Annotated in this window: 16 protein-coding genes; 3 read left to right on the top strand and 13 right to left on the bottom strand. The window is 47.7% G+C overall.

Going from position 1 to position 23,001, the window contains the following annotated elements; all coding sequences use genetic code 11:
* The first annotated feature begins 271 nt into the window (after positions 1-271).
* Positions 272-2,620 carry a hypothetical protein gene (locus CVT49_05315; protein ID PKK84047.1) on the top strand — a complete coding sequence of 783 codons (2,349 nt, stop codon included), beginning with the start codon at positions 272-274 and terminating at the stop codon, positions 2,618-2,620.
* Between the two features lie 385 nt (positions 2,621-3,005).
* Positions 3,006-5,339 carry a hypothetical protein gene (locus tag CVT49_05310; protein PKK84046.1) on the top strand — a complete coding sequence of 778 codons (2,334 nt, stop codon included), beginning with the start codon at positions 3,006-3,008 and terminating at the stop codon, positions 5,337-5,339.
* A 65-nt stretch (positions 5,340-5,404) separates the two neighbouring features.
* On the opposite strand, the gene CVT49_05305 is transcribed toward CVT49_05310, so the two are convergent.
* The 9 genes from CVT49_05305 to CVT49_05265 all read right to left on the bottom strand — a co-directional run bounded on the left by CVT49_05305 (position 5,405) and on the right by CVT49_05265 (position 16,402).
* A complete protein-coding gene (locus tag CVT49_05305) occupies positions 5,405-6,556 on the bottom strand; it encodes a UDP-4-amino-4,6-dideoxy-N-acetyl-beta-L-altrosamine transaminase (protein ID PKK84045.1) in 1,152 nt (383 codons plus the stop codon).
* Positions 6,553-7,629, bottom strand: coding sequence for a hypothetical protein (locus tag CVT49_05300; GenBank protein PKK84044.1), 1,077 nt, complete (start codon positions 7,627-7,629; stop codon positions 6,553-6,555). Before CVT49_05300 ends, CVT49_05305 begins: the two co-directional genes overlap by 4 nt.
* Positions 7,629-9,038 carry a hypothetical protein gene (locus CVT49_05295; protein PKK84043.1) on the bottom strand — a complete coding sequence of 470 codons (1,410 nt, stop codon included), beginning with the start codon at positions 9,036-9,038 and terminating at the stop codon, positions 7,629-7,631. The genes CVT49_05300 and CVT49_05295 overlap by 1 nt, the downstream gene beginning before the upstream one ends.
* On the bottom strand, positions 9,038-10,579 hold the full coding sequence (locus CVT49_05290) for a hypothetical protein (GenBank protein PKK84042.1): 1,542 nt from the start codon (positions 10,577-10,579) through the stop codon (positions 9,038-9,040). Before CVT49_05290 ends, CVT49_05295 begins: the two co-directional genes overlap by 1 nt.
* Position 10,580: 1 nt before the next feature.
* Positions 10,581-11,675, bottom strand: coding sequence for a UDP-N-acetylglucosamine 2-epimerase (non-hydrolyzing) (locus tag CVT49_05285; protein ID PKK84041.1), 1,095 nt, complete (start codon positions 11,673-11,675; stop codon positions 10,581-10,583).
* Between the two features lie 52 nt (positions 11,676-11,727).
* Entirely contained in the window at positions 11,728-12,828 is a 1,101-nt protein-coding gene (locus tag CVT49_05280) for a transcriptional regulator (protein PKK84040.1), read from the bottom strand.
* 11 nt (positions 12,829-12,839) lie between these two features.
* Complete coding sequence (locus CVT49_05275; GenBank protein PKK84039.1) at positions 12,840-13,598, bottom strand: UDP-3-O-(3-hydroxymyristoyl)glucosamine N-acyltransferase; 759 nt, start codon at positions 13,596-13,598, stop codon at positions 12,840-12,842.
* A gap of 91 nt (positions 13,599-13,689) precedes the next feature.
* Complete coding sequence (locus CVT49_05270) at positions 13,690-14,892, bottom strand: hypothetical protein (protein ID PKK84038.1); 1,203 nt, start codon at positions 14,890-14,892, stop codon at positions 13,690-13,692.
* Between the two features lie 4 nt (positions 14,893-14,896).
* Positions 14,897-16,402 (bottom strand): hypothetical protein, encoded by a 1,506-nt coding sequence (locus tag CVT49_05265; protein PKK84037.1) that lies wholly within the window; start codon positions 16,400-16,402, stop codon positions 14,897-14,899.
* Positions 16,403-16,552: 150 nt separating this feature from the next.
* On the opposite strand from CVT49_05265, the gene CVT49_05260 reads away from it, so the two are divergent.
* Positions 16,553-17,266 carry a glycosyl transferase gene (locus CVT49_05260; GenBank protein PKK84036.1) on the top strand — a complete coding sequence of 238 codons (714 nt, stop codon included), beginning with the start codon at positions 16,553-16,555 and terminating at the stop codon, positions 17,264-17,266.
* Here the strand turns inward: CVT49_05260 and CVT49_05255 are convergent.
* From CVT49_05255 to CVT49_05240, 4 genes are all read right to left on the bottom strand, one after another.
* A complete protein-coding gene (locus CVT49_05255) occupies positions 17,210-18,940 on the bottom strand; it encodes a hypothetical protein (protein PKK84035.1) in 1,731 nt (576 codons plus the stop codon). The genes CVT49_05260 and CVT49_05255 overlap by 57 nt on opposite strands.
* Before the next feature lie 133 nt (positions 18,941-19,073).
* Positions 19,074-21,278: a S9 family peptidase gene (locus CVT49_05250; protein PKK84034.1), complete on the bottom strand. Its 2,205-nt coding sequence runs from the start codon at positions 21,276-21,278 to the stop codon at positions 19,074-19,076.
* A gap of 142 nt (positions 21,279-21,420) precedes the next feature.
* Entirely contained in the window at positions 21,421-21,867 is a 447-nt protein-coding gene (locus CVT49_05245; protein ID PKK84033.1) for a hypothetical protein, read from the bottom strand.
* A gap of 297 nt (positions 21,868-22,164) precedes the next feature.
* Positions 22,165-22,887, bottom strand: coding sequence for a hypothetical protein (locus CVT49_05240; protein PKK84032.1), 723 nt, complete (start codon positions 22,885-22,887; stop codon positions 22,165-22,167).
* Positions 22,888-23,001 lie beyond the last annotated feature (114 nt).

Genomic DNA, 23,001 nt, shown 5'->3' with positions numbered 1-23,001 from the left:
GAACCTTTTGACCTATAAATAGGCATTCTAATTAGTTGACAGATATTGTCATAAATGATATATTATTATTGGCTGGGATATAGGGTCATCAACATTTCAATAAGCATCTTCCTTGCCGCATCAGATCAAAATTTGAGGAATTTCTCCATGCATTTTCTTATGCATATTGTTTTTCATATCCGGCCGCCGCCGCCAATCAACATGTAAAAATCCTAAATGTCGGCTTGCTGACTTACACTAGAAACTTTGATTGACATTCATGGAGGAGAAAATGACTGCAATAAAGATAAAAGGTCCCATCATTTTAATTACCGGTTTTATATTGTTACTTCTTGGCAGCTTTGCTTCGGCGGGCACTATGGCGATCGGCAATGATCGTCTGAATTTTATTTTGGGTGATCCCGATGAGCTCTTCAGCACCGGCACCGGGCCAACTCAAGAAGTCACCGTGCCGTTCAGCTTTTACTTTGACGACGGTACAGGTTTTGTTGATCCTTTGCCGACTGGAGAGGTTACAAAAATAGTCGTCCGTCTTAATTTCAATCCTGCGGAATTGATATATTATGGGGCTATTCATGAAACGTCCTGGCAGATAAACTACCTGGCCGCCCATAGTCCGGCCAATGGTGTTATCGCCGTCGAGCTCTTTGGGGCATCGGGGATTCCAATTCCGGTCGCTCCGGTTTCTTACGTAGCGTTTAGATTCCAGGCGTACTGCCAGCCCGAGTTAAGCGCGCACGCCGTCGATTTCGTGGAAAACAGCGATTACTGCTATGTTGAGACCTATAACGGCGCCACGACTCCCTGGGCGCCGGGTACCTATGATGGCGGCACCGTTACTATTGCTGATTACCAGGCGGATTTCGGCGTTGAAACAAAAACGGCCCTTCTGGGCGATAACCTTGTCCGGGTTGAAATCAAGGCCACCCATAACTTCAACATGGTCGGTTTCAACCACTATTTCACTTTCGACAGCGACAATCTGACATACTCCGGGTACGACATGAATCCGGTGATTTTCCCAACCATGTATGGTTGCACACCTGGATATTGCACGCCCACAGTCAACGGAAATACCATTCATTTCCAATTTCTATTTGATTATCCATGGACCTACTTTACGCCCCCGAACGAAACCGAAGATTGGTATTATGCCTTCTATTTCAATCTCATCCCCGGCCAGAGCGACAATTCATTCAATTATGTTAATTTTGATGATGTCAATTCATTAGTCTACCCATTTGGATTTTGTCAGGAACTATTCGAAGTGGGAACCTATGAAGACGGCGGCGTTCAGATTCCGCATTATACCGCCGGCCTGAAATCTCAACTCCACACCAATTACATTATCAAAGACGAGCCGGTGACATTTGATATTCTGATGAAAAACAATTTCCCGGCCGGTGATTATTCCAATCTTAACAATAACGGCGCCATTTCGATTGTTTACACCTGGCCGGATATTTTCGAATATCCCGACGTGGCCGGTGATGACCAGGTCGATCCGCTGACCTTTGACGGTGCTTTCCATACCAACGGGGATAAATCCTATTTCACTTACCAGGTTTATGATGCCAACAGAACCGTGAACTACATGTCCCCCACCGAAGATTTCGTCCACCTTCTTACACTCACCTGCGACGTGGATGATGGCGTGTTTGTCCCCGAGTATGAGAGTCGGACAGTAACTATTGACTTCAAGGACAGCTATGTCGACCAATATCTCACCTGGTTTACTGAAATGGAAGATACGACAGGGTTTGCCAAGGCTGAAGCAACGCAGGACGAAGTTACTTATGAATCGGTCGAAGCCGAATTCCAAATGGGCCGTTTTTATTCGCCATTCTCCTACGATGGTGACAATACTATCGATCAGCCTCTTTATATAGCCGCCAATTTCGACATCGGTCAGTTTTCGGTAACCGTCAATCTCCTTCAGAATGACGACTGCAAGATTACCGGTGTCGTGGCCGAGCTGCCGGGCGTTTCCTACACGTATGGTCTTAAAACAGCCACGATATATTATGATGGCCCCGGGACATTCCTGGAGGCTACCGGCGATAACAATGTCAAGATAGCCACTATCAAATATCGCACTTACTGCAACGGCATCAATAAAGTAGGCGATTCATCGCCCGGCGAACCCCCCACCTATTATTATGAATACGGACATGTCAACTTCACCAATGCATCAATTTATGATGATGCCGCTCCGGCGCATTCGCATTACGTCGATGTGGATCCGGCCAATGTTCGCGGCAAATGTTCATTAGTCAATATTTTCGCCGACAGCGATCCCGATAATCCTTATGACTACAAATCGCCGTCGGAAACGATGCCGACCCGGTTCTGTCTCTATTCCAACTCTCCCAATCCTTTCAACCCGCAAACCGTAATTGCCTATGACATCCCCGAAGCCACTCATGTCACTCTTGATATTATCAACATCCTCGGTCAGAAGGTGGCCACTTTGGTTGATGAGGTTAAGGCTCCCGGCCATTATGAAACTGTCTGGACCGGCACCGACGACTACGGCTCAAAACTGGCCTCGGGCATCTATCTCTACAGTCTGCGTGCCGCTGACTATGTCGAAACCCATAAGATGATGCTGATGAAATAGCTCATCGAATAATATTTAAAAAAGCCGCCCTCGTTCAAAGGGCGGTTTTTTAATGAGAGTCGAAAAGCTTAAGTACACAATATCGCAATATAATGCCCATATTTTGTATTTTTCGCTTGACAAAGGGTAGTACAATATTTACATTCGTTTTAGCTACGACACCGTGATACGACATCAAGACAGAAACACTGCTTAACGCTAATGCACTTTACTGTGTAATTACGTTTCCCCCGCTGGTAAAGCACAGTACAGTTGAGGTACATTGATCGTGTATCAATGCGGTACTATAACTATGCAGGAACGCGCCCGTCCTCCCCCCAAATACCAAAATAGACAAGCCTTTTATTCTGACACTAACTTTAAATATATTTTCATGGAGGAAAGTATGACTTCATCTTATAAATCACTGCTTAGTCCATTACTTACATTTTTATTTTTAATATTCATCGTTTCCGTGGTTTCGGCGGAAGTAATGGAAACAAATCCAAACCTAAGCTGCAAATTAACCGATGCATCGGCGCAAATTAAGACCACTACCGATGTAAACGACAATACCATTGCCGAAGTAGATTTTCAGATGTGGTGGGAGACAGGAACGGCGCCAGCAGACGAGATTAAGAGCATAAAGGGATATTTCTTTTATGACAATGATAACGTCGACTTCCTGGAAGAAGACTACACTCTGCAGAATTGGGATGGTACCGTAACCATAACCGTTTACCCCAACACCCCCAACAACGACTATGACAAAGTGGAACTGGAGTTTGTGGACAACAGTCCGAGCGAATTTCCGCAGGAGGCGGCCACTACATATATTACGCTGAGATTTCAGTTAACGGCCTGCAAGAGCGAATATTTTACGACCGATCTTGTACTCGATGCCGGTACTAATGGTATGCAGGTTGACGATGGCGGCCCCACTTGGTACTATGCAGAGAATCTTGATAATGGGACTCTGTCCGTGACGAACTATTACGCAGATTACATCATCAACGATGCGACCTATACCTGTGGCGTCCTCGGTGACAGAATCACCGTTTATGTATTATGCGATAATAACTTCCGCACTCGAGCAACAACCCATTTAATTACTTATGATGACGAAAAACTGGATTATGTTTCCGGATCTTGGACTATATATGAACCGGATATCTGGTATATGTACTCCTATTGCGCCGAGTCGAATGACTCTTTGCGAGTTCTGCTAAATGCCTCCTTTGATACCTATAATGCCCGCAACTTCGATACTTACCCCGGTTATGGAGATACGCTTTATTCTCTTCAATTCGACGTCATTGCCAATCCACCATGGGACGGAGTGGCAAATGGAACTGTTCTGGACTTCGTCGATGACAGTTCTAAGACTTACGTATATTTCAGCGACGGCATGTATTATTACTGTTCAAGCCTGACAGAGGCATGGAATTATGAAGATGGCACGATTGCCATGGATGATTATACCGCCGATATCAAGGTCGACTTCGATTGTGAGGATTGCGATAAGTATCTCTCCCTGTCCGATGATGAGGCGACTGCAGCCGTGAAGCTTGAGGCCAACTTTGCTTCAGGAGGAGCCAGCGATCGGATTGAAGCCGTCTTCGATCTTACCGATGACTGGGGCACGGCCGATTTTAACACTCCATATAACGGATTTACCTTTACCGAAGCCTCTGTTGACTATAGTTATTTGGCAATCAGTCAATATAATTCAGCCACCCTTGATTGCACAGAAGGCGAATATGACAGTCTGGGCCTGGTCACGGTGGAGTGGGATAATGACGGTTTTTCACCGAACTACGCCAATCGATATGTCGACCTCTGCCCCATCGATGAGGCCTCCACATATGAGAGCCAGATTGTCGATGTTACCGGGAATGTCCCCACTGAATATGGTGACGGGCTGACCTTTACTTGTGGCCAGGCAGAGGTGCTGATGGGTGAATTCTCTACCACCTCAGGCTCCTCCCAGTCGGTTTTTGTTTCGCATGATTTAAGACTCCGCAATAACATTACGGTCGATACATTTTATGTAGAAGTCACTGCTAATAATAGCTGGTGCATCAAATGCGTTATATGCGAATCTGGCGTTACCGCTCATAGAATATCATCAAGTGTATATGAGATATCATCGACGAACAGCTCATTCAATGAGGGCGCCAATGGTGACAGCTATACCAAGCTGGCGACAATCTGGTACGGCATGCCGAGTTGCATGTACAACAAATCATATGGCATGACCCCTACTTTAAGTGACGGCTATATTGAAGATAACACATCAAACTCGCATTATGTTGCATATAGTGCCAATGGCGTTGGTGGCAAGTGCAACAACACTTCCGGCGGATGCGGCGCGACTATACCAATACAGTGCGGTAGCGGCGGCGGCGGCATGAGTCGAATCGTGGACGAATTCGAAACGCCCGGTAATGGAATCCTGCCGAACAATTTTGCCCTGTATCCCAACCGGCCCAACCCGTTCAACCCGCGGACAGTTATAGCCTACGATGTTCCGGTTGCGACTCATGTAACTATCGAAGTATTTAATATTCTTGGCCAGAGCATAACCACGCTGGTCGATGAAGAGAAGGCGCCCGGACGTTACGAGGTAATCTGGAACGGCCATGATGCCGGCGGAAGTCGGGTGGCTTCCGGTATTTACCTGTATAACATGAGGGCCGGCGATTTTGTCGAATCCAAAAAGATGATGCTTATGAAATAACCATCTACATCCTTTACAAAAAAAGCCGCTTCCACCCCGGAAGCGGCTTTACTATTTTTCCACTTTTAACGGCCGAATTTTTCCGTCATTTTTTTCAGCATGCCGCAGACATAATCCACTTCCCGCATTTCGAGGTCGGGATAAAAGGGTAATGATATGACACGCTGGTAGGCGCTTTCACAATGTGGCAGGTCGGATTTGGTGTACTCTAATCTTTTTCCAAAATAAGACAGCCGGTAAATCGGAATAAAATGCACGCCGCAGCCAACCCCCGCCTTTTCCAGCTCTTCAATGAGACGATTACGCCCGATTTTCCACCTGTCCGAATTGATTTTAATTATGTATAAATGCCAGGTATGTTCATTGAATTCATGATAAAAAGGAAGTTCAATATAATCTTTCAAACCTTTAAGATTATCAAAATATCTTTTGGCCAGAAGCCGGCGCTTTTTCTGCAATTTCGCAAACCTTTTTATCTGCCCGACGCCGAGCGCTGCCGCAAGATCAGACAGATTGTATTTATAACCCAGGTCGGTTATATCATACCGCCAGCTTCCTCCCCGGTACCTTTTCCACCCGGATGACGTCATTCCATGCAGCGACAAATGCCTTACCCGATCAATCAGTTTTTTGTTATTTGCGGCAACCATGCCGCCTTCGCCGGTGGTAATATTTTTTGTGGAATAGAAGGAAAAGACGGTGGCATCGACAATGGAACCGATCATCCGGCCCTCGTACTTTCCTCCGAATGAATGCGCGGCATCATCTATGAGGTGAATTTTATATTTTCGCGCCAATTGCCTCAAGGCCCGGTAATCGCAGGCACACCCGGCGATATCAACCGACAAGATTGCCCTTGTCCTTTTGGTGATATTCCTTTCCACTGCGACCGGATCGATATTCAGACTGACCGGATCGATATCGGCCAAAACCGGCTGCGCCCCGGTATATAGTATGGCTTCGACTGTCGCGGCCATAGTGTACGGCGTCGTAATAACTTCATCACCCGGACCGATATCAAGCCCTGTCAGCGCCAGATGCAACCCGGCCGTGGCCGATGAAACAGCGGCCGCATAACGGGCCCCGGTCAGACCGATGACCTGTTTTTCCAGCAACTTTACCTTCGGGCCGGATGTCACCCAGCCGGATTCGAGAACATCGCGGACTTCCTTTTTTTCTTCATTCGCAAAGGAAAGCCTGAAAAACGGCACTTTCAAACGTCACTCCTTCCGGCCATTATATCTTCATACAATTGACTCATCATATTCAAACAAGCGCCCCAGAGATAATTCTCTTCGACGAATTTCCTTCCGGCCAGTCCCATACTTTTCTGTATTTCGGCATTTCCGGCGAGCTTTATAATTGCCTCGGTCAAACTATGAACATCACGCGGCGGCACCAGTAATCCGGTCGCGTTGTCTTTAAGAACCTCGGGAACACCGCCGATCCTGCTGGCAATAACCGGAAGTCCGGCCGCGGAGGCCTCCAGAACCGCCACCCCGAATGATTCCGAATCCATTGTCGATGGCATCACCATGATGTCATGCCCGACCAAAAATTCAGGCATACGCCGATTTTCAATGAAACCGGCAAAGGTCACAATATCATCCAGTTTCAAACGCTTCACCTGTTCCTTCAACAGAGGTGTCATTTCCCCTTCTCCGGCCATGGTCAGGTGCAGTTTAAGACCGGATTTCACGGCTTCATTCACGGCCTCAATCAGAATATCGGGGCCGTATTTTTTGCGATGTGCCTTAATAAAAACCAAGCGGGTACACTCATCACGGCGGACCTGTTTTAATACATCGGGAATTTCAACGCCGAATGGTATTATCCTGATCCGTTCGGCAAGATCACCAAATAACTGAACGGTCTTTTGCTTCAGGAAATGACTTGTCGAGGTGATGCAGTCGGCTGAATGAAGTATGCTGCCCAGCAGTTTTTTCTTAAGCCAGGTTCTCGGAAAATCAATTACATCGGCGCCCCAGACCGAAATAACGAAGGGGTGGAACTTCGATTGCCTGCCCCAGAGTCCGAAACCGGTGGCATAGTGAGCATGAAGCAAATCGGGTTTAATGCTGTGGATGATATCCCTGACACGGCGCGACTGAAGAATATAGCCCAGATTACGATTCGGGCCGGCCGACAGAATAATTGTCTCGACCCCGTCGATTTTATCGCCGCCAAGCGATATGACGGTGATGTCAAAACCCAGTCCGGCCAATCCCTGTGCCCAGCGGATTACATGCACCGAACCGGAATAGCCCAGTATGACAATTTTATGAGACATTACTTTTGGCCGGCCGTCATTTGAATCGGCCGATATACGCGGGCCAGAAGCGCCATAATCAGTGCCAGAACATACCCCTCCTGGCCCCAGGTCCAGGCCCGCATATAAAAAATGGTTATAAAGAAAATAAACGCGCTTATGAATAAGGCCGCCGCCAATGGCAACTCTTCACTTGTTTCATTGAATCGTAATACTCGCCGCCCTATCCTCAGGACATTCCAGCCCAGAAGCAGGATCGCCAGCGCCCCCGGCAGTCCGGTTTCGGCCAGGTACTGGAGGAAAACATTATGAAATGACAAGCCGATCAAATAATAACGCACCGCATCAAATTTCAGATGCACCAGCAAATCATCAATGACACGAAAATTCCCGACACCGATTCCCGAAACAGGATCCAGTAAAAAGCTTTCAATCGCCGCTTTCCACAGGGACAGGCGCAGAAGAATCGTTCCTTTGGGCTGTTCCGCGCCAAGTTCTTCGAATCTTTCACCAACCATAAGGAAATAGCCGGAACCGGCCATAATGACCAGCAGGACCGGGATAAGAATCATTACAAAACCGCGCACATACTTCCGGGCATAATTGCATCCGGTTCTGCGGGCTTTTAGATATGAGACCAACAGCAGAACCGGGATGGCAATTGCGATCGTCAACAGCGGCCCGCGCGATCCGGTCGCAACGGCACCCATTAGATTTATCAGAAAAACAATTGAATAATACGCCCGGCCCGAACTTCGCGGATGCCAGATGGCATAAGCGAGGGAAACCGGCACACCAACCATGCAAAAAGTCTCAAAGGCAATGCCGGAAAAACCGAAGATTCTCATCGCCCCGCCATGAAAAAAGAATATCAGGCAGTTATATAACGAGACAAGAGTATATGCATGAATGAAAAACCGAAATATCTTTGATGGCGACACTTTCCCGGACAAATAATAAATGGCCCTGAAAATGACAAACAGAAGTATGATTCTGACCGTCGGGATAACCGAAAGAGCCGGCTTATAGGCAAAGACTGCCGAAAAGGCGGTGGCCAGAATCAGAAAGAGAAGATTATAATCCAGGCTGGTTTTATCAACCATGGGCGAGTATTTCAGCAGCCACGAAACCAATGCCGCGGCGGCAAACAGAAGGGCGGCAATATCCCACGGATGGATCGCCAGGCCGGTCAGGTAATAAGGCGCATATACAAAATTCAAAGCCATAAACAGATAGAAACTATAGCGGGGTGATGAAATAAAAAAGACGGCCGCCGGCACCAGCATATAAGCAGCCGCCATAATCGTCCGGCCGCCCATCAAAAGCCACACGGCCGGAATGGAGGCCAGGAGCAGAAACGCCGCTGACCAGATTGAAAATCTTCCCCATGATGCTGAAGATAGTTCCTGGCTATGTGTCGCGCTCTGCATTATGCTCTTCCAATTACTTTATTGACTGTTTCTCTGATTGTTTCTATTTTAACCAGATAACCAATAATAACAAATCCAAGGATAGAAATCAAACCGGCCGGAATAACCCGCAGCCTTGAGAGAATTTCCATATCCATCGTAAAATCAGGCAATTTACCGAAAAAATAGCCGGTGGCCAGTAATGGCACGGAGGCAACTACTACCCTGGCAATGGTCGGCATCAGACTTTTGATCTCCGTCAATCTGCCATCATAATGAAGGAGCCATACCAGCATCACGACCATGAATAACTGGACGATTGACGTCGCCAGTCCGATCCCGGGATAACCCATCAACCCTTTAAGTAACCAGGTTAAAAGACCCTTCATAATTATGGAAACAACAGCGATATAAAATACGGCCCTCTGGCGGCCCGATGAATAGCAGGCCTGAATCAAAATTGTATAAAGAAACAGACATACCAGATACGGCGCCAGCATTATCAATATTTTTGAGGTTATCTCAAGAGAATATAAATCGAAGGCGCCGCGGAAAAAAACCGCCGCCGTCAACTCCCGAGGGAAAATCAGATAAAACAGGCCGCATGGCAGGCCGATTACCAGCGCCAATGATAAGGCGGAATGAAGCATCCTGCCGAATTGCGACTTCCCGCTCTCATGGGCATTTTCGCTCAGATATGGGAATGTCACCGAAGCAATCGCGAATCCGACGATACTTACCGGAAGCATCACCAGCAGGCTGCAATAATTCAGCGCCGAGACAACGCCTTCCTGAAGCCCGGAGGCAAAATAGCGGTCAATCAGGAAATAAGTGCTGACCAGCAGTTCCACCGCAACGATCACTCCGCCGACCGAAAAAATCCGGATTGCTTCAGGGCCGAATAACTTTAGATGGAAATTTCCGAGGGCGCCGATGTTTTTAACTTTGAGATAAAGAAAAGTGACCTGAAGAAAATATCCCAGAATAAGTCCCAGCAATATTGCCGTAACGGACATCCCCCCCGAAAACAAATATATGGTCGAGATAGCGACAATATTGAGCACAATCGTCCCGAGCGCCGGATAAACAAATGATTTCCTGACATTCAGGGCCGAACGCAGCAATGACTCGGCAAAACCAAAGAAGACCAGGATTGAAATCGCCCGGCAATAAAAAATGCCTTTTGACAGCGTCTCGCCCTCCAGATTCGGCCCGATCAGCTTGACCAGATACGGCGCCGCCAGGATAATGATTAAAATCAGAAACAGCACTACAGCCAATAGCGAGTTGATTACGCTCCAGATTTCCCGATCGGAGTCGGCATTAATGGTTTTGTCTATTTTTTTGGAGAGAAACGGGACCAGTAAAAAGTTGGTCGAGCGGACTATCACGACATTGAAGAAAATGGGCGCGGCGATGGCGATCAAAAAAACATCATACTCCAGTGATGTCCCAAAACGTTCGGCAATAACCATTTCCCGAATGAATCCCAACAGTTTTGAGATCAGCACAATCCCCGATACTCCGAGAATCGCCTGCTTTATGCTGACGGTGCCAGACAAATTAATTTTCCCTGAAAAATCTCGATATACTGGAAATTATTATTTCTGATGGCTTTTTACCGCGAATTTTGCATGAAGTCTTTCCCCGGGGTCGATGAACATTCTTCAGGCCCTGGACAATCTTGCGGGAGGACAGCCCCACCAGATGGTTGCCACGGCTCAGAGTCTCTGTCCATTCGGTCTCATCACGGAGCGTGAAGCAAGGCGTTCCCAAGGCCACCGCCTCCTTTTGAATCCCTCCTGAGTCGGTCAGAACCGCTTTAGCGTAATTTTGCAGACTGAGGTTATCCAGATAAGATACCGGCTCGATCAGCTTAATATGGGGCAGCGATTTCATCGCCCTGAAGAGCCCGAATCGCTTTAGATTTTTTCTGGTTCTGGGGTGTATCGGAAAGATGACTATCGAATTCAGCTCCGACAAAATATTCACTATTTTCTGCATCGTTTCGCCAGAATCGACATTGCCTGCCCGGTGCATTGTCATCAGCATATAACTATATTTCTCAAGCTGTAATTGCGTCAGGATCCCGATGTTACCGGAAATTTTTTTTCGGGAAAGATCAATTAATTCGTACATCAGGTCGCCCGAATGGACGACACCTTTTCCAATCCCCTCTTTTCTCAGGTTGACGATAGCCTGCCGGGTGGGACAAAACAAAATGCGGGCAACATGATCGGTCAGGCGGCGGTTGATCTCTTCCGGCATATCCATCCTGAACGACCGCAACCCGGCCTCGATATGCCCGACCGGAATTTGCAGTTTCGCCGCCGTCAGTGCCCCGGCCAGAGTGCTGTTCGTATCACCGTAAACCAGCACCATATCCGGTCGGAGTTTCAGCAATAGTGCTTCGAAGCGGCTCATAATACGGCCGGTCATCGCCCCATGACCGCCCGATCCGACCGCCAGATTATAGTCGGCCTCCGGTATTTCGAGCTGTCGGAAAAACACTTCCGACATCATCTTATCATAATGCTGACCGGAATGGACAATGACGTGATCGAATTTTTTTGATATTGCCGGAGCCAGCGGGGCCAGCTTTATAAATTGTGGTCGGGCGCCGACAATGGAGACAATCAGTTTCTTTTTTTGAGACATATTAATTATAAACGGCCCGATGAATAGCGGGCCGTTTCTGCTTTCATTATATCTATGCCGATGCCGATTTCACAACCTCGATGACCTCTTCCTGTTCCTTGGCCGTCAATTCGGGATAGATCGGAATCGAGACGACATGATCGGCCGCCCATTCGCTGATGGGGAAATCACCCTTTTTATAAGGAAGATCCTTGTAACAGGCCAGCAAATGAAACGGCACCGGATAATAAATATCATGGCCGATTTGTTTTTCGGTCAGTGCTTTCAGCAGGTCCTCACGATTTTCCACAGCAATCGTGTACTGGTTATAAATATGATATGAGAAATCCCTCACCACCGGAATTTTTATCGTGGTTCCGGCAAAAGCGGCGTCATATTTTTTGGCATTGGCAATTCTTGCTTCCGACCATTCCCGCAGATAATCCAGTTTGACATCAAGCACCGCCGCCTGCAGGCTGTCCAGCCGCGAATTATATCCGATAACTTCCGGCCGATATTTCACTTTCCAGCCATGTAACCGGTACATTTTGGCCATATCGCGGTTGGCCTCGGTTTTCGTCACAATCATGCCGCCGTCACCGGCCGCGCCCAGATTTTTAGAAGGATAAAACGAAAAACACCCAAAATCGCCAATCGACCCCGCCGGATTACCCTTGTATTCGGCCCCGATTGCCTGCGCCGCATCCTCGATAACAACCAGCTTATGTTTCCGTGCAATTTTCATAATCGGGTCCATATCGGCCACCTGGCCGAACAGGTGCACCGGAATTATGGCCTTTGTTCTGCAAGTTATGGCCTTCTCTATTTTTGATGGGTCAATGTTGTAAGTATCCTTTTCGACATCAACAAACACCGGAACGGCACCGGCCCTGCTGATTACGCTGGCTGATGCAAAAAAGGAGTAATCCGAAGTTATTACTTCATCACCCGGGCCGACTCCCGCCGCGCGCAGCGAAACCAGCAACGCATCGGTGCCCGATGCGACGCCAATACCATATTTCACCCGGCAAAGCTCCGCGATTCGCTTTTCAAGCTTATCGACCGGCGGGCCCAGAATAAAATAACCCTTGTCAAAAACATCCAGAACAGCCTGATCTATGCGATCCTTTATTTTTATATACTGACGTTTCAAATCCAGCAATGGAACCGCCATAACCAACTCCTTTATTCTTCCCAGCCCTGGTTTTCCAGAAGCTGTTCATCAGGTACGTCACGAAACTGCTTTGCGGGAACGCCCGCCATGATTTTTTTGTCCGGGCAGTCGGTAGTCAGCAAAGCTCCCGCGGCGATCAAGCCGTCAACTCCTATCGTCTTCCCGGGCAGAATAGTTGCATTCACGCCGATGCGCCCGCCCTTTTTTATAATCACTCCCTTGAAATGCTTGAAACGTTCCTCGGTCCGCCCGACATAATTGTCGTTCGAGGTTGCCGCACACGGCGCGACAAAAACCCGATCTTCAAGCTCGGAATATGCGGTGATATATACATTGGTCTCAAGTTTGCAGTAACGGCCGATTTTACAAAAATTCTCAATCGCCACACCGCGCCCGACAATGGTGAAATCACCGATGGAAACATTCTCGCGGACAGTCGACAGGTCGGCAACAAGAACCTTTCGCCCTATTTCCGCTCCTCTGTAAATGACAACATTGGTGCCGATAATGCAATCCGAGGCAATCGCCGTCGGAGGTAGCTCCTGATCTTTGGTGACCGCGGAATTGGCCGCCCGCATCGGGAACTTGCCGATAATGGTCCCATCATCGATTCTGACATTGTCACCGATTCGGGAGCCGCCATGAATAATCACGTTGCTGCCGATTCGACAGCCGCGTCCTATCGTCACATCTTTATCAATAAAACAGAAATGCCCGTAAGTGGTGCCGTCTCCGATCTTAGCCGATTTATCTATTACAGAACTGCTCATAATATCCTCAAGTTCTTTTTAAACTGGTTCATTTTCAGAATGTCGATATCCCCCAGGGCAATTTATTTACATATCTGTTATACGCTCAGGGTCAGGTATCACCGGTTTTTTTTACCCCTGGAAGCCAGCCAAAAATGACTCTTATAAAATATCTGGCCCGTTCATAATCGGCCGGTGATTTAAGCTTGAGATTTTCCAGATAGTTAAAGAACAATGCCATAAAAATCGCAGCCACGAGGGACACGATGAACGCGATAACAACGATTATCCGCTTCTGCGGTTTAATCGGCAATTCGGGTGGGTAAGCGCGATCTATGACAGATATCGTCGGCGTGTTCATCATCTCCTGTATCTTGGCCTGCTCATACTGCTCGGACAGAAGCCGAAACAGGGTTTCCGCAATCTGCACCCGGCTGGTCAATTCGGCGTAGGCGATCTTAAGCTGAGGTACTTCGGAAATGGGCAAACTAAGAAAAGTGCTGTCTTTGCCGCCGAATTCCAACATGTTAATCTGCTTTTTAATTTCTTCAATTCGCCGGCGAAGCATAACGACATCAGGATGACTGGAAGTAAGCGTCTTTTCCTTCAGGCTCAGCTCGATTTCATTGCGGGCCAGATCTACTTTCAGCCCAACCGCCGATTCGATCGCCAGCTGGGTTTGCCGGTCAAGATCGATCGCCATATTTTTATCCTGGAAATCGCGAAGATCCCGCCGTGCCGCCTCCAGGTCAGCCGCGGCCATACTCAGACGGTCTTTGATAAAGTCTTTAACCAGCCGTGCGCGCGATGTCGCCAGCTCCCGATTCAGGCCATCGAGTTCCTCGGCGAAGGAGTTGGCCACCTGCGCCGCCATTTCAGGATCTTTGGACATAAAAGATATCTCCATCAATCCCTCGGGCGTAACCCGGTAATCGGACTCCAGGTCGATGCGGGTATAAAGGTCCCCCCGCGATTCGATACCGTAATACTCGGCCAGATTATTTTTTTCGATGACGCGATCGATCAGGGCACGGCTCCCGACTATGCGGGCGTAGACATCGGTCGGCGTCGCCATAAGCGGCAGGCTCAGCCCCGATGTCAGGGAAGTCATTTTGTCGATACTGCCACCCCATCCCAGCTTCAGACCCTCATCTTTGGGCGGCAGGACCAAAGTTGTCGCCAGGTACCATTTCGGCAAAAGCAATGAGATAACGGCCGCAATTATGGTCACCAGGAGAACAAAGATAATTATGAATCTGATCCTGCGAGCGACTATTTCAAGCAGTTTCCAGAGATTAAATTCTTTTTCTTCCATATCCTTAATCCGTGGCGTTATCGACAGCCAAATACAGGATCCCCAGTCCACCCAGAATCATGGCGCCGTCCTTGACCTTTTCCCAGACACTTTTTTTCTCTTTATTTTCCGGAATGATTATGGTATCACCGTCAAAAATTTCGATTCCGGGACCGCTGATTATCTGTATCCCCGATGTTTTGCGGATAATTTTGATTGTCCCTTTGTCCGCTCCCGAAGCAAACCCTCCGGCTTTCTTTATATATTTCGAGGCGGTCCCCGGGCCGTCATAACGTATCAAACCGGGGCGCTTGACCAAACCATATACCGATACCAATTCGGTTTTTACCGGAATTATTATCGAATCACCGGGCATGATCAAAACCTGATCCAGTCGATCAGGATTGATTTCTCGAAAATCGATGGAGACCGGCTCTCTGTCATCCACGAATGTGACACCATTAGTGAAAGCACCTGTCAATAAATTCTTCGCATCCGGTGTCCGGCTGAATTCCTGCCAGCGGTATATGACGGCCGAATACATATCCGCCTTGTCCGTCGGGCCGCCGCTCCCCACCAGGGCCCGATCAAAGGTCAGGTTTTCAAGAAACGGGTAGCGGCCCGGCAAAACAACTTCGCCGGTGATTGAAAAATAATTGCTGAAATGACCCTTGTCGATGCGGCTGACTATGATTTTGGAGCCCGGCAGAATGGGCCGTCCCAGATCCGAAATGCCAACCGCCTGTCGGTCGGACGAAGACTCGACTCCATTAAAAACATATATTGAATCTCCCTGCAAACCTGTGAAGCCAAGGGCCAGGTTCACAAGGGCGCCAAGGTCATCCCCTTCCTTGAATTCGAATCCACCCGGTTTGACTACTTCACCGGAAATCTGAACAAATGACGACGAATCGGTCACCAATGGCACATGAATTTTATCGCCGGAATATATATATGGATTACTATTGAAGTCGCCCATTCTCTCAAAACGAAATAAATCTACGCTGCTTTCATGGTTCGCACCAAAAAGAGTGATATTCCGCTGTGATGCGCCCCTGATAAAACCGCCCGCTTTCTCAATAACCTCGGAAACACGCGCCGAGGCACTCGCCATATAAAGACCGGGATTCTTTACCGCGCCGGTCACCATAATCTTTACAGGCCGGACTCCCGTCAAACTTATCGAAAAATCGACGCCGGAATAATATTTTCGGAGCAGTTGGGTCAGACGCTCTTTGGCTTCGGTCAAGGTGAGATTGTTTACCTCAATCAAGCCGATGGAATTCAACAAGACCGTGCCTTCGGATGTGACGGTGAAAGTGATCGGCGGATTCGTCGCGTCCCAGAAATCGACACGGAAACCATCACCGGGACCAACAATATAACTGTCCGGATCAATCGTAGTATAAAAGGCGCCGTCCTCAGCGCCGGCCGGGTCGCCGATTATTAAAACTATCCCGCCCATGACATAAAGGAAGGCAAACAGACAGGCATAAAAAAACAGCTTTTGAGGCCTGCTATCCGATAACACAAAATCTCCTTAACAAGTCAGTCAACCTGTTATAAAGTCTTTATTAAAGCTACTTTATACTAAAAACGCCGGGAAAAGTCAAGCGCCTATTCCCATCATGTAACGTATTATCAGTTATTGACTTTCGGTCGTTGTGCATTATATTGAGCCATGATTCTTTCTGTAATAATGCCTCTCTACAACGAGGAATCGACCGCCGCCCAAATTATCGAAAAGGTTCTCGGCCTCAAGCTGGATCTGGAGTTGATTATTGTCAACAACGGTTCCACGGATAACACCAGTGCCGTCATCAGTCAATTCCAGAACAGAAACAATGTCAGAATCATAGAAAAATCCCGCAATATCGGCAAGGGTGATGGAATCATAGAGGGGCTGAAGCATGCCGCCGGCCGATATACCGTCATCCAGGACGGCGATCTCGAGTATGATCCCGAGGATATTATCCGGATGACCCGGTTGGCCGAACAGGAAAAAGCCCTGGTCGTCTTTGGTTCCAGAATCCTCAATCCCGGAGCCGGGATATCCTATAAACGATATCTATGGGGCGGGAAGTTACTGACATTCCTGGCCAATTTGCTTTTCAGGGTGAATATTACCGATGAATCGACCTGCTATAAAATGATCCGTACCGATATTCTTAAGGCCATGAAACTCGAAAGCAGAAAGTTCGAATTTTGCCCCGAAGTGGTGGCCAAACTGGGAAGAAATGAAATTACGATACATGAGATTCCGATTTCCTACATGCCCAGAAATTTCGAACAAGGGAAAAAAATCAGATGGATTGACGGCCTCGAAGCCATCTGGACCTTAATTAAATATCGCCTTAAACCGTTTTCCAAGATTTCGATTAAAATTGATCAATAGACATCCGGCAATCGCCAGCAACGACAGTATCAGACCAGAATAAAAATATGGTGTTCGATATCGAAGCGTGATATGCCTGTCGGATGTCAGAAAATCGGTCGAGACAAGCCCATTGGTCTCAAATAGGCGCCTACTATCGGAAGAATACCACCCTTCATCAAAACCGATGGAAAAAACAATCGTGCCGGCGATTGCGGGAGCAATATCATAATCGACCCGATTGGGAGTATATATCCAGTGACTGATAGTCGCCTGCCCCCGGGTTATATATTCCATAAAAACTTGATTATTCTCGGCTACTATCCCGCGGCTGTCCTTATAAGCCGAGAGCCATGGCGCCACCAGGGAACCTTTATTCTCCAGAAAGAGATCATAGATTTTGAATTTGTCGCCGATGACCTGTTGAAATTCATTATTATATTGTGCCATGGGTGGCTTCTTGTAAGCGATGGATTTCAGAGCCGGAAGATTTACAAAAAAATTGACGGCAATTATTATAACAACCAGCGCCCCGGCCATCAGCTTTTTTGAAAACATTGATAACTTCAGCCGCAATAATACCCCATCCAGACCGAATGCCGATATTACCGCCACGGCCAGTATTACAAATTGAAAAGCGCGGGCCGGGGACCTGATTGAAGAAAACCCCGGCAAGTGATGCATCAGTCCCCAGAGTGAAAAGTCCGAAAAATGCCCCGGGCCAAAAATAAAAAAGAACAGCATCAGCACCAGCCAGATACGACATTTCTTGAAAGATAATAACAGGCCTGTCAGGGCCAGAATTACAACCAGCGGCGAGATGTAGGCGCCGTACTCGTGCCAGCCCCAGTATTGATCCGGCGCCGCCAGACGGAATATTTCCTGATTAAATGAAAAGAAAGCTTTGGGGATAATGGCCCAAAGCGTGGTGTCTTCGGCCATCCCTTCCCACTGATTCTGCGACAGATAGTGATACATCGGAATAAATTTCACCGCCGCCAGCAGCACCCCAATAATAATCGCCCCCAGATATGTTTTGAAATAAGTCGGCTTCTTTTTTTCAAAGGAATAAAGAAGAAAAAACAATCCTGCAAAAAAACAGGTGTACAACAGCGGCACCGCGGCGCCGTTGCCGATGATTATCAGGGCGATACACAACGCCGCCGAAAATATATATTTCCAGTTCTCATCGACTTTCAGAATGAAGTATATAAACCAGGGTAAAAAGCAAAAGTGGGTGAATGGTATATGTCCTATTGAAAAATGCAGCGCAAAATACGAACTCCCGAAATAGACAAATGATACCAGGTAGGATCCGACCTCCGATATCCCCAGTTTCCGTGCAAAAAGATAACTTCCGTAAAAACCGAGAAAATACGCCACCAAAACCTGCAGCTTGAGGCCACCAACCGCTCCGAAAATCAGCATCAGCAGAAAGAACGGTGAGAGAATACCGACTTCAGGGTGCGGGAAAAGAATATTACCGCCGCCGATATATGGGTTCCAGAAAGGAAATTGGTGATAATGCAGAATTGTCTGCTGTGGCACCGCCGCCATTAACGTAAACAGCTCCCAATCGCCGACCCCGATAAAATCCCATTTCAGCAAATATGGCAAAGTAAAAACAAGTGAGATAACAAAGAAAATGACCGGCGGTATATACGCCGATTTCCTGCTGGATAATTCCTTCGGCATAGAAGTAATATATATTTTTCAGACTTAGTTGGAAACCCCTTATTGCAGTCAGCTTTAATATAAAGAGGCATTAAAAAACTGCCGGGCGAATCGGCCCGGCAGTTTTTATAATATCCTATAAATCAGGCAGCTTCTACAGCCCCAGTTGCCAGTAAACAAAGCTCCACTCATCCACCAATTCTTCGATTATAATTCTCTGCGGGGCTCCCTGGCCATGACCGGTCTGGCGCTGGATCCGCAGCAAAATCGGCTCATTTGAAGCCGTCGCCGCCTGAAGCGCCGCGGCCATTTTGTAGGCATGCAGCGGATCGACCCGGGTGTCGTTGTCGGCGCTTTGCAATAACACCGCCGGGTAGCTTACGTCCTTTTTGATATGGTGATAGGGCGAATATTCATAAAGATACTCAAACTGTGTGGAATCATCAGCCGAGCCATATTCCGGAACCCAGAGGCTGCCGATCAGGAACTTCTGGTAGCGAAGCATATCCAGCAGCGGCCGAGAGCAGACAACCGCCTTCATCAGGTCCGGCCTCTGCACCAGAACCGCACCGACCAGCAGACCGCCATTACTGCCGCCCTCGATAATCAGCTTTTGCGAACTGGTATATTTGTTCGCAATCAGCCATTCGCAGGCGGCAATCATATCATCAAAACTGTTTTGCTTGTTTTCCAGCATCCCGGCCCGATGCCATTCCTCGCCATACTCGCCGCCGCCCCGAAGCTGAGTATGTGCGTAAACCCCGCCTTTGCTCAAAAACAGTGTCATTGTCCGTGAAAAGTACGGCTTCTCATTACTGTTAAAACCGCCGTAGCCATAGACCAGGGTCGGATTGCCGCCGTCAAGTTTGATATCTTTGCGATGAGTGAGAAACATCGAAACTTTCGTGCCGTCTTTTGATGGATACCAGACCTGCTCCACCTCGAATTGTGTCAGATCGAGGTCGGTTTTTATTTCATCAAAGACGGTCAATTCCCCGGTATCGAATTGATATCGATAAATGGACGGAGGTATAAAATAAGAATTGTAGGCAAACAACAGATCTTTGCCCCCCGGCTCGGCCCCCAGACTGTGCTCGTAGTAAGTATCGATCGAACCGATGGCCGGAAGAGCGATGTCGTTCTTGAAGGTCCCGTCGAGACCATATATGGATGCCTTGCTGGCGGCATTTTGCAGCCCGATCACGACAATATTTCCCGCCGCAATGGTAAAGCTTTCCATAATTGATTCCTTTTCGGGAACAAGCACCTTCCATTCTTTCAATTTGGGACGATTATAATCCGCCTTCATAATCCGATAGCGGGGTGCCTGATAATTCGTGAAAATATACATGGCGTCGTTCAGGGGGAATACCGTGTGTATCGCTTCTTCGCCGTCGGTAATCTGCATGAAATCGCCCCCGCCGGCAAGATTCTTCAGGAATAGGTCGCATTTGCTCCAGCCCATGTAAGCGCCGATAATCAGGTGCTTGTCATCAGGCGAAATCTGAACCGTGAGCCATTCAGTTTTGTCGCGGCCCTCGCCGAATATCAGCGGGTCGCTATAATAATCGGAACCGATTTTGTGAAAATAAACTCGCCGATAGTAGACTTCATCCCCCTCGGGAACCGTCCCCGGAGCGGGATAGCGCGTGTAATAAAATCCGCTGTTATCCTTCAGCCAGGCGATACTCGCCGCATCGGTAAAAGGGATCGTATCCTTAAGCATTTTCCGACTGTCTATATTCATCAGAAAGAGGGTGCTGTTTTCGGTCCCGCCGGCGGATTTCCCGTAAGCCATAAGACCGCCGTCGGTCGAAGGATACCACCAGTCCAGCGCGACGGTGCCGTCGGTGCTGAAAGCATTCGGATCGAGGACAGTTTCAGTCGGACCTTCGGGAGAACGACGCATATATAAAATAGCATGGTTTTCATCGCCGATTCTCTTCATATAAAAGTATTTCCCGCCATAAACAGCCGGGCTGTTCATACTCCCGATTTTCATCAATTTTTCAATTGAGGCTTCTAAGTCCTTTCTCCCGGCATATTCACCCAGGAGCTGCCGGCAGTATTTGTCCTGCTCGTCGGCCCATTTTTTCACTTCGGGAGATTTACCATCCTCGAGCCAACGGTAGTCATCGGCTATCTCCACTCCATGCAAAGTGTCCACCACGGTTCTGACTGGGGTTTCCGGAAACGATAGAGATGTTTTCGAGTCACCACAACTGCCGATAGCCAAACCGACCAACAGCGCCAAAATGGTCAAGGTAACTTTTATTTTAATATCATTGGTTCGCATCGCGGTCCCTTTCGGCTTCATTGTCGTATAAGCATCCTTCAGGGTATTACCGACCGAGGTCATCACAGCCCGTGCGGTTGTATTCCCTGCAGGCGAATAATATTTGATTATATGAAAGAAGACTTTTATCGTCAATGCCCTGCCGAAAAATAGGCACAAAAAAAGGCCGGGATAAACCCGGCCCTTGTAAATACTGTAATCCGACCTATTTCATATGCTTGTTGACCAGCTTGGTCATCTCAAACATATTGACCTTCTTCTTACCGTCAAAGAGCGGCTTCAAAGCGTCATCGGCCATGATCTCTCTCTTGTTTTCGGGATTCTGAAGTTTGTTCTTCTTGATGTAGGCCCAGATTTTCTTCGTGATCTCGGTCCGAGGAATGGGCTTACTCCCGACAACAACCGCCAGCATAGCATCCGGTGTCATGGGCTTCATGAAAGCCGGATTAGGCTTGCGCGGCACTTTCTTCTTGGGAGCTGCTTTTTTCTTGGGTGCGGCCTTCTTGGGCGCAGCCTTTTTAGTAGCGGGTTTCTTGGTAGCAGCTTTTTTCTTGGGCGCTGCCTTCTTTGTGGTTTTCTTTGCGGTGGGTTTCTTCTTGGCCGCCGGCTTCTTTGCCGCGGGTTTCTTCTTTGCCGTCTTCTTAACTGGCATGCCTGGCTCCTTTTTGTTTAGGAGTGTTAATGTTTATGCTGCTCTAGTCTTTTACATTTGCCCGAATCATGCGTCGATGCAATCTTTTGATTTTGCATTAATCGTCTATGAACTTCGACGCCGTACGAAGAAATTAACGTCATTACACAATAGTATTGCAACAAAAATTTTTATATTAAAACAATTATTTTAAAAATTTCTGTCAGAGGTCAACCGCCTTTGCCGGGAATAGACGGCGCCGAATTTATGAAAAACCGGACCAATTGCCTTGGTCCGGCGGGATCAGGAAAATCCCTCTTATTTTCTTTCGAGCTTGAATTTACGCCGCATCGCCTCTTCCGCCAAGTCAATGGCATCATTGACATCATAGTAAGCAGTATTGATTAATATATCGTATTGATCCAGTCCCATGACAGCCTTCTTAAAATATTTCCTGACGAAATCGGAGCGCTGTTTATCTGACTTTCTCACTTCCTCCATAGCCTTCTCCCTTGTCAGCTTTTCGAATTTTACCAGGTTATTTATCCGGCGGGCAACCGGGGCGACGATCCTGATACGGAATGTTTCGGACGGTTTAGCAATATAGCTGGCACACCGCCCCAATACCACGACACCTCCCAGCGAAGACAGGGAGAGAATTACATTGGTCAAGTGTTGGAAGTAATTGGTTTTACCGATATATTTTTCCCTTAAAAGCGGGCGGTCAATCAGTTCAATCTCCTTCCGGGCATAATTATCAACCAGTTCAATAACCTGCTTTCGGAATTTACTGACGCGGCAAATCTCATCAATCACTTCGCGGTCAAGAAACCGATAGTCGAAACGTTTGGCCAGCTGTTCGGCAATATACCGCCCCTGGCTCCCCCGCATGCGGCTTAGAGTGACTATCGGGTGTCTTTGGCATGTGGATTCACTCTTTTTTCCACTCGCCAATTGCCGGCGGCTCAACTCCCATTTCCGGCATTGTATTTCAATTAATTTATCTATGGCCTTTCTATCAGGCTTCATATCAAGAGGCATGAACGCTTCTCCTCTCCCTTCAGACTTAAATAAAGTCTATTATTTTATGGATAAAATACATGATCTTCTTAAGGATTCTGAAATTACACTTCAGTCAGATAACACATTGAAATA

This window comes from candidate division Zixibacteria bacterium HGW-Zixibacteria-1 (assembly GCA_002838945.1).
In the GTDB taxonomy this organism is placed as follows: Bacteria; Zixibacteria; MSB-5A5; order GN15; family PGXB01; genus PGXB01.
This window is presented reverse-complemented; position numbering and strand designations above follow the sequence as displayed.

Bases quoted from the DNA above. Each gene is read 5' to 3' on its own strand.
- CVT49_05260 (PKK84036.1), top strand. From the start codon at position 16,553: ATGATTCTTTCTGTAATAATGCCTCTCTACAACGAGGAATCGACCGCC.
- CVT49_05275 (PKK84039.1), bottom strand. From the start codon at position 13,598: ATGAGCAGTTCTGTAATAGATAAATCGGCTAAGATCGGAGACGGCACC.
- CVT49_05245 (PKK84033.1), bottom strand. From the start codon at position 21,867: ATGCCAGTTAAGAAGACGGCAAAGAAGAAACCCGCGGCAAAGAAGCCG.
- CVT49_05280 (PKK84040.1), bottom strand. From the start codon at position 12,828: ATGGCGGTTCCATTGCTGGATTTGAAACGTCAGTATATAAAAATAAAG.
- CVT49_05300 (PKK84044.1), bottom strand. From the start codon at position 7,629: ATGTCTCATAAAATTGTCATACTGGGCTATTCCGGTTCGGTGCATGTA.
- CVT49_05295 (PKK84043.1), bottom strand. From the start codon at position 9,038: ATGCAGAGCGCGACACATAGCCAGGAACTATCTTCAGCATCATGGGGA.
- CVT49_05310 (PKK84046.1), top strand. From the start codon at position 3,006: ATGACTTCATCTTATAAATCACTGCTTAGTCCATTACTTACATTTTTA.
- CVT49_05270 (PKK84038.1), bottom strand. From the start codon at position 14,892: ATGGAAGAAAAAGAATTTAATCTCTGGAAACTGCTTGAAATAGTCGCT.
- CVT49_05240 (PKK84032.1), bottom strand. From the start codon at position 22,887: ATGCCTCTTGATATGAAGCCTGATAGAAAGGCCATAGATAAATTAATT.
- CVT49_05250 (PKK84034.1), bottom strand. From the start codon at position 21,278: ATGACCTCGGTCGGTAATACCCTGAAGGATGCTTATACGACAATGAAG.
- CVT49_05315 (PKK84047.1), top strand. From the start codon at position 272: ATGACTGCAATAAAGATAAAAGGTCCCATCATTTTAATTACCGGTTTT.
- CVT49_05285 (PKK84041.1), bottom strand. From the start codon at position 11,675: ATGTCTCAAAAAAAGAAACTGATTGTCTCCATTGTCGGCGCCCGACCA.
- CVT49_05255 (PKK84035.1), bottom strand. From the start codon at position 18,940: ATGCCGAAGGAATTATCCAGCAGGAAATCGGCGTATATACCGCCGGTC.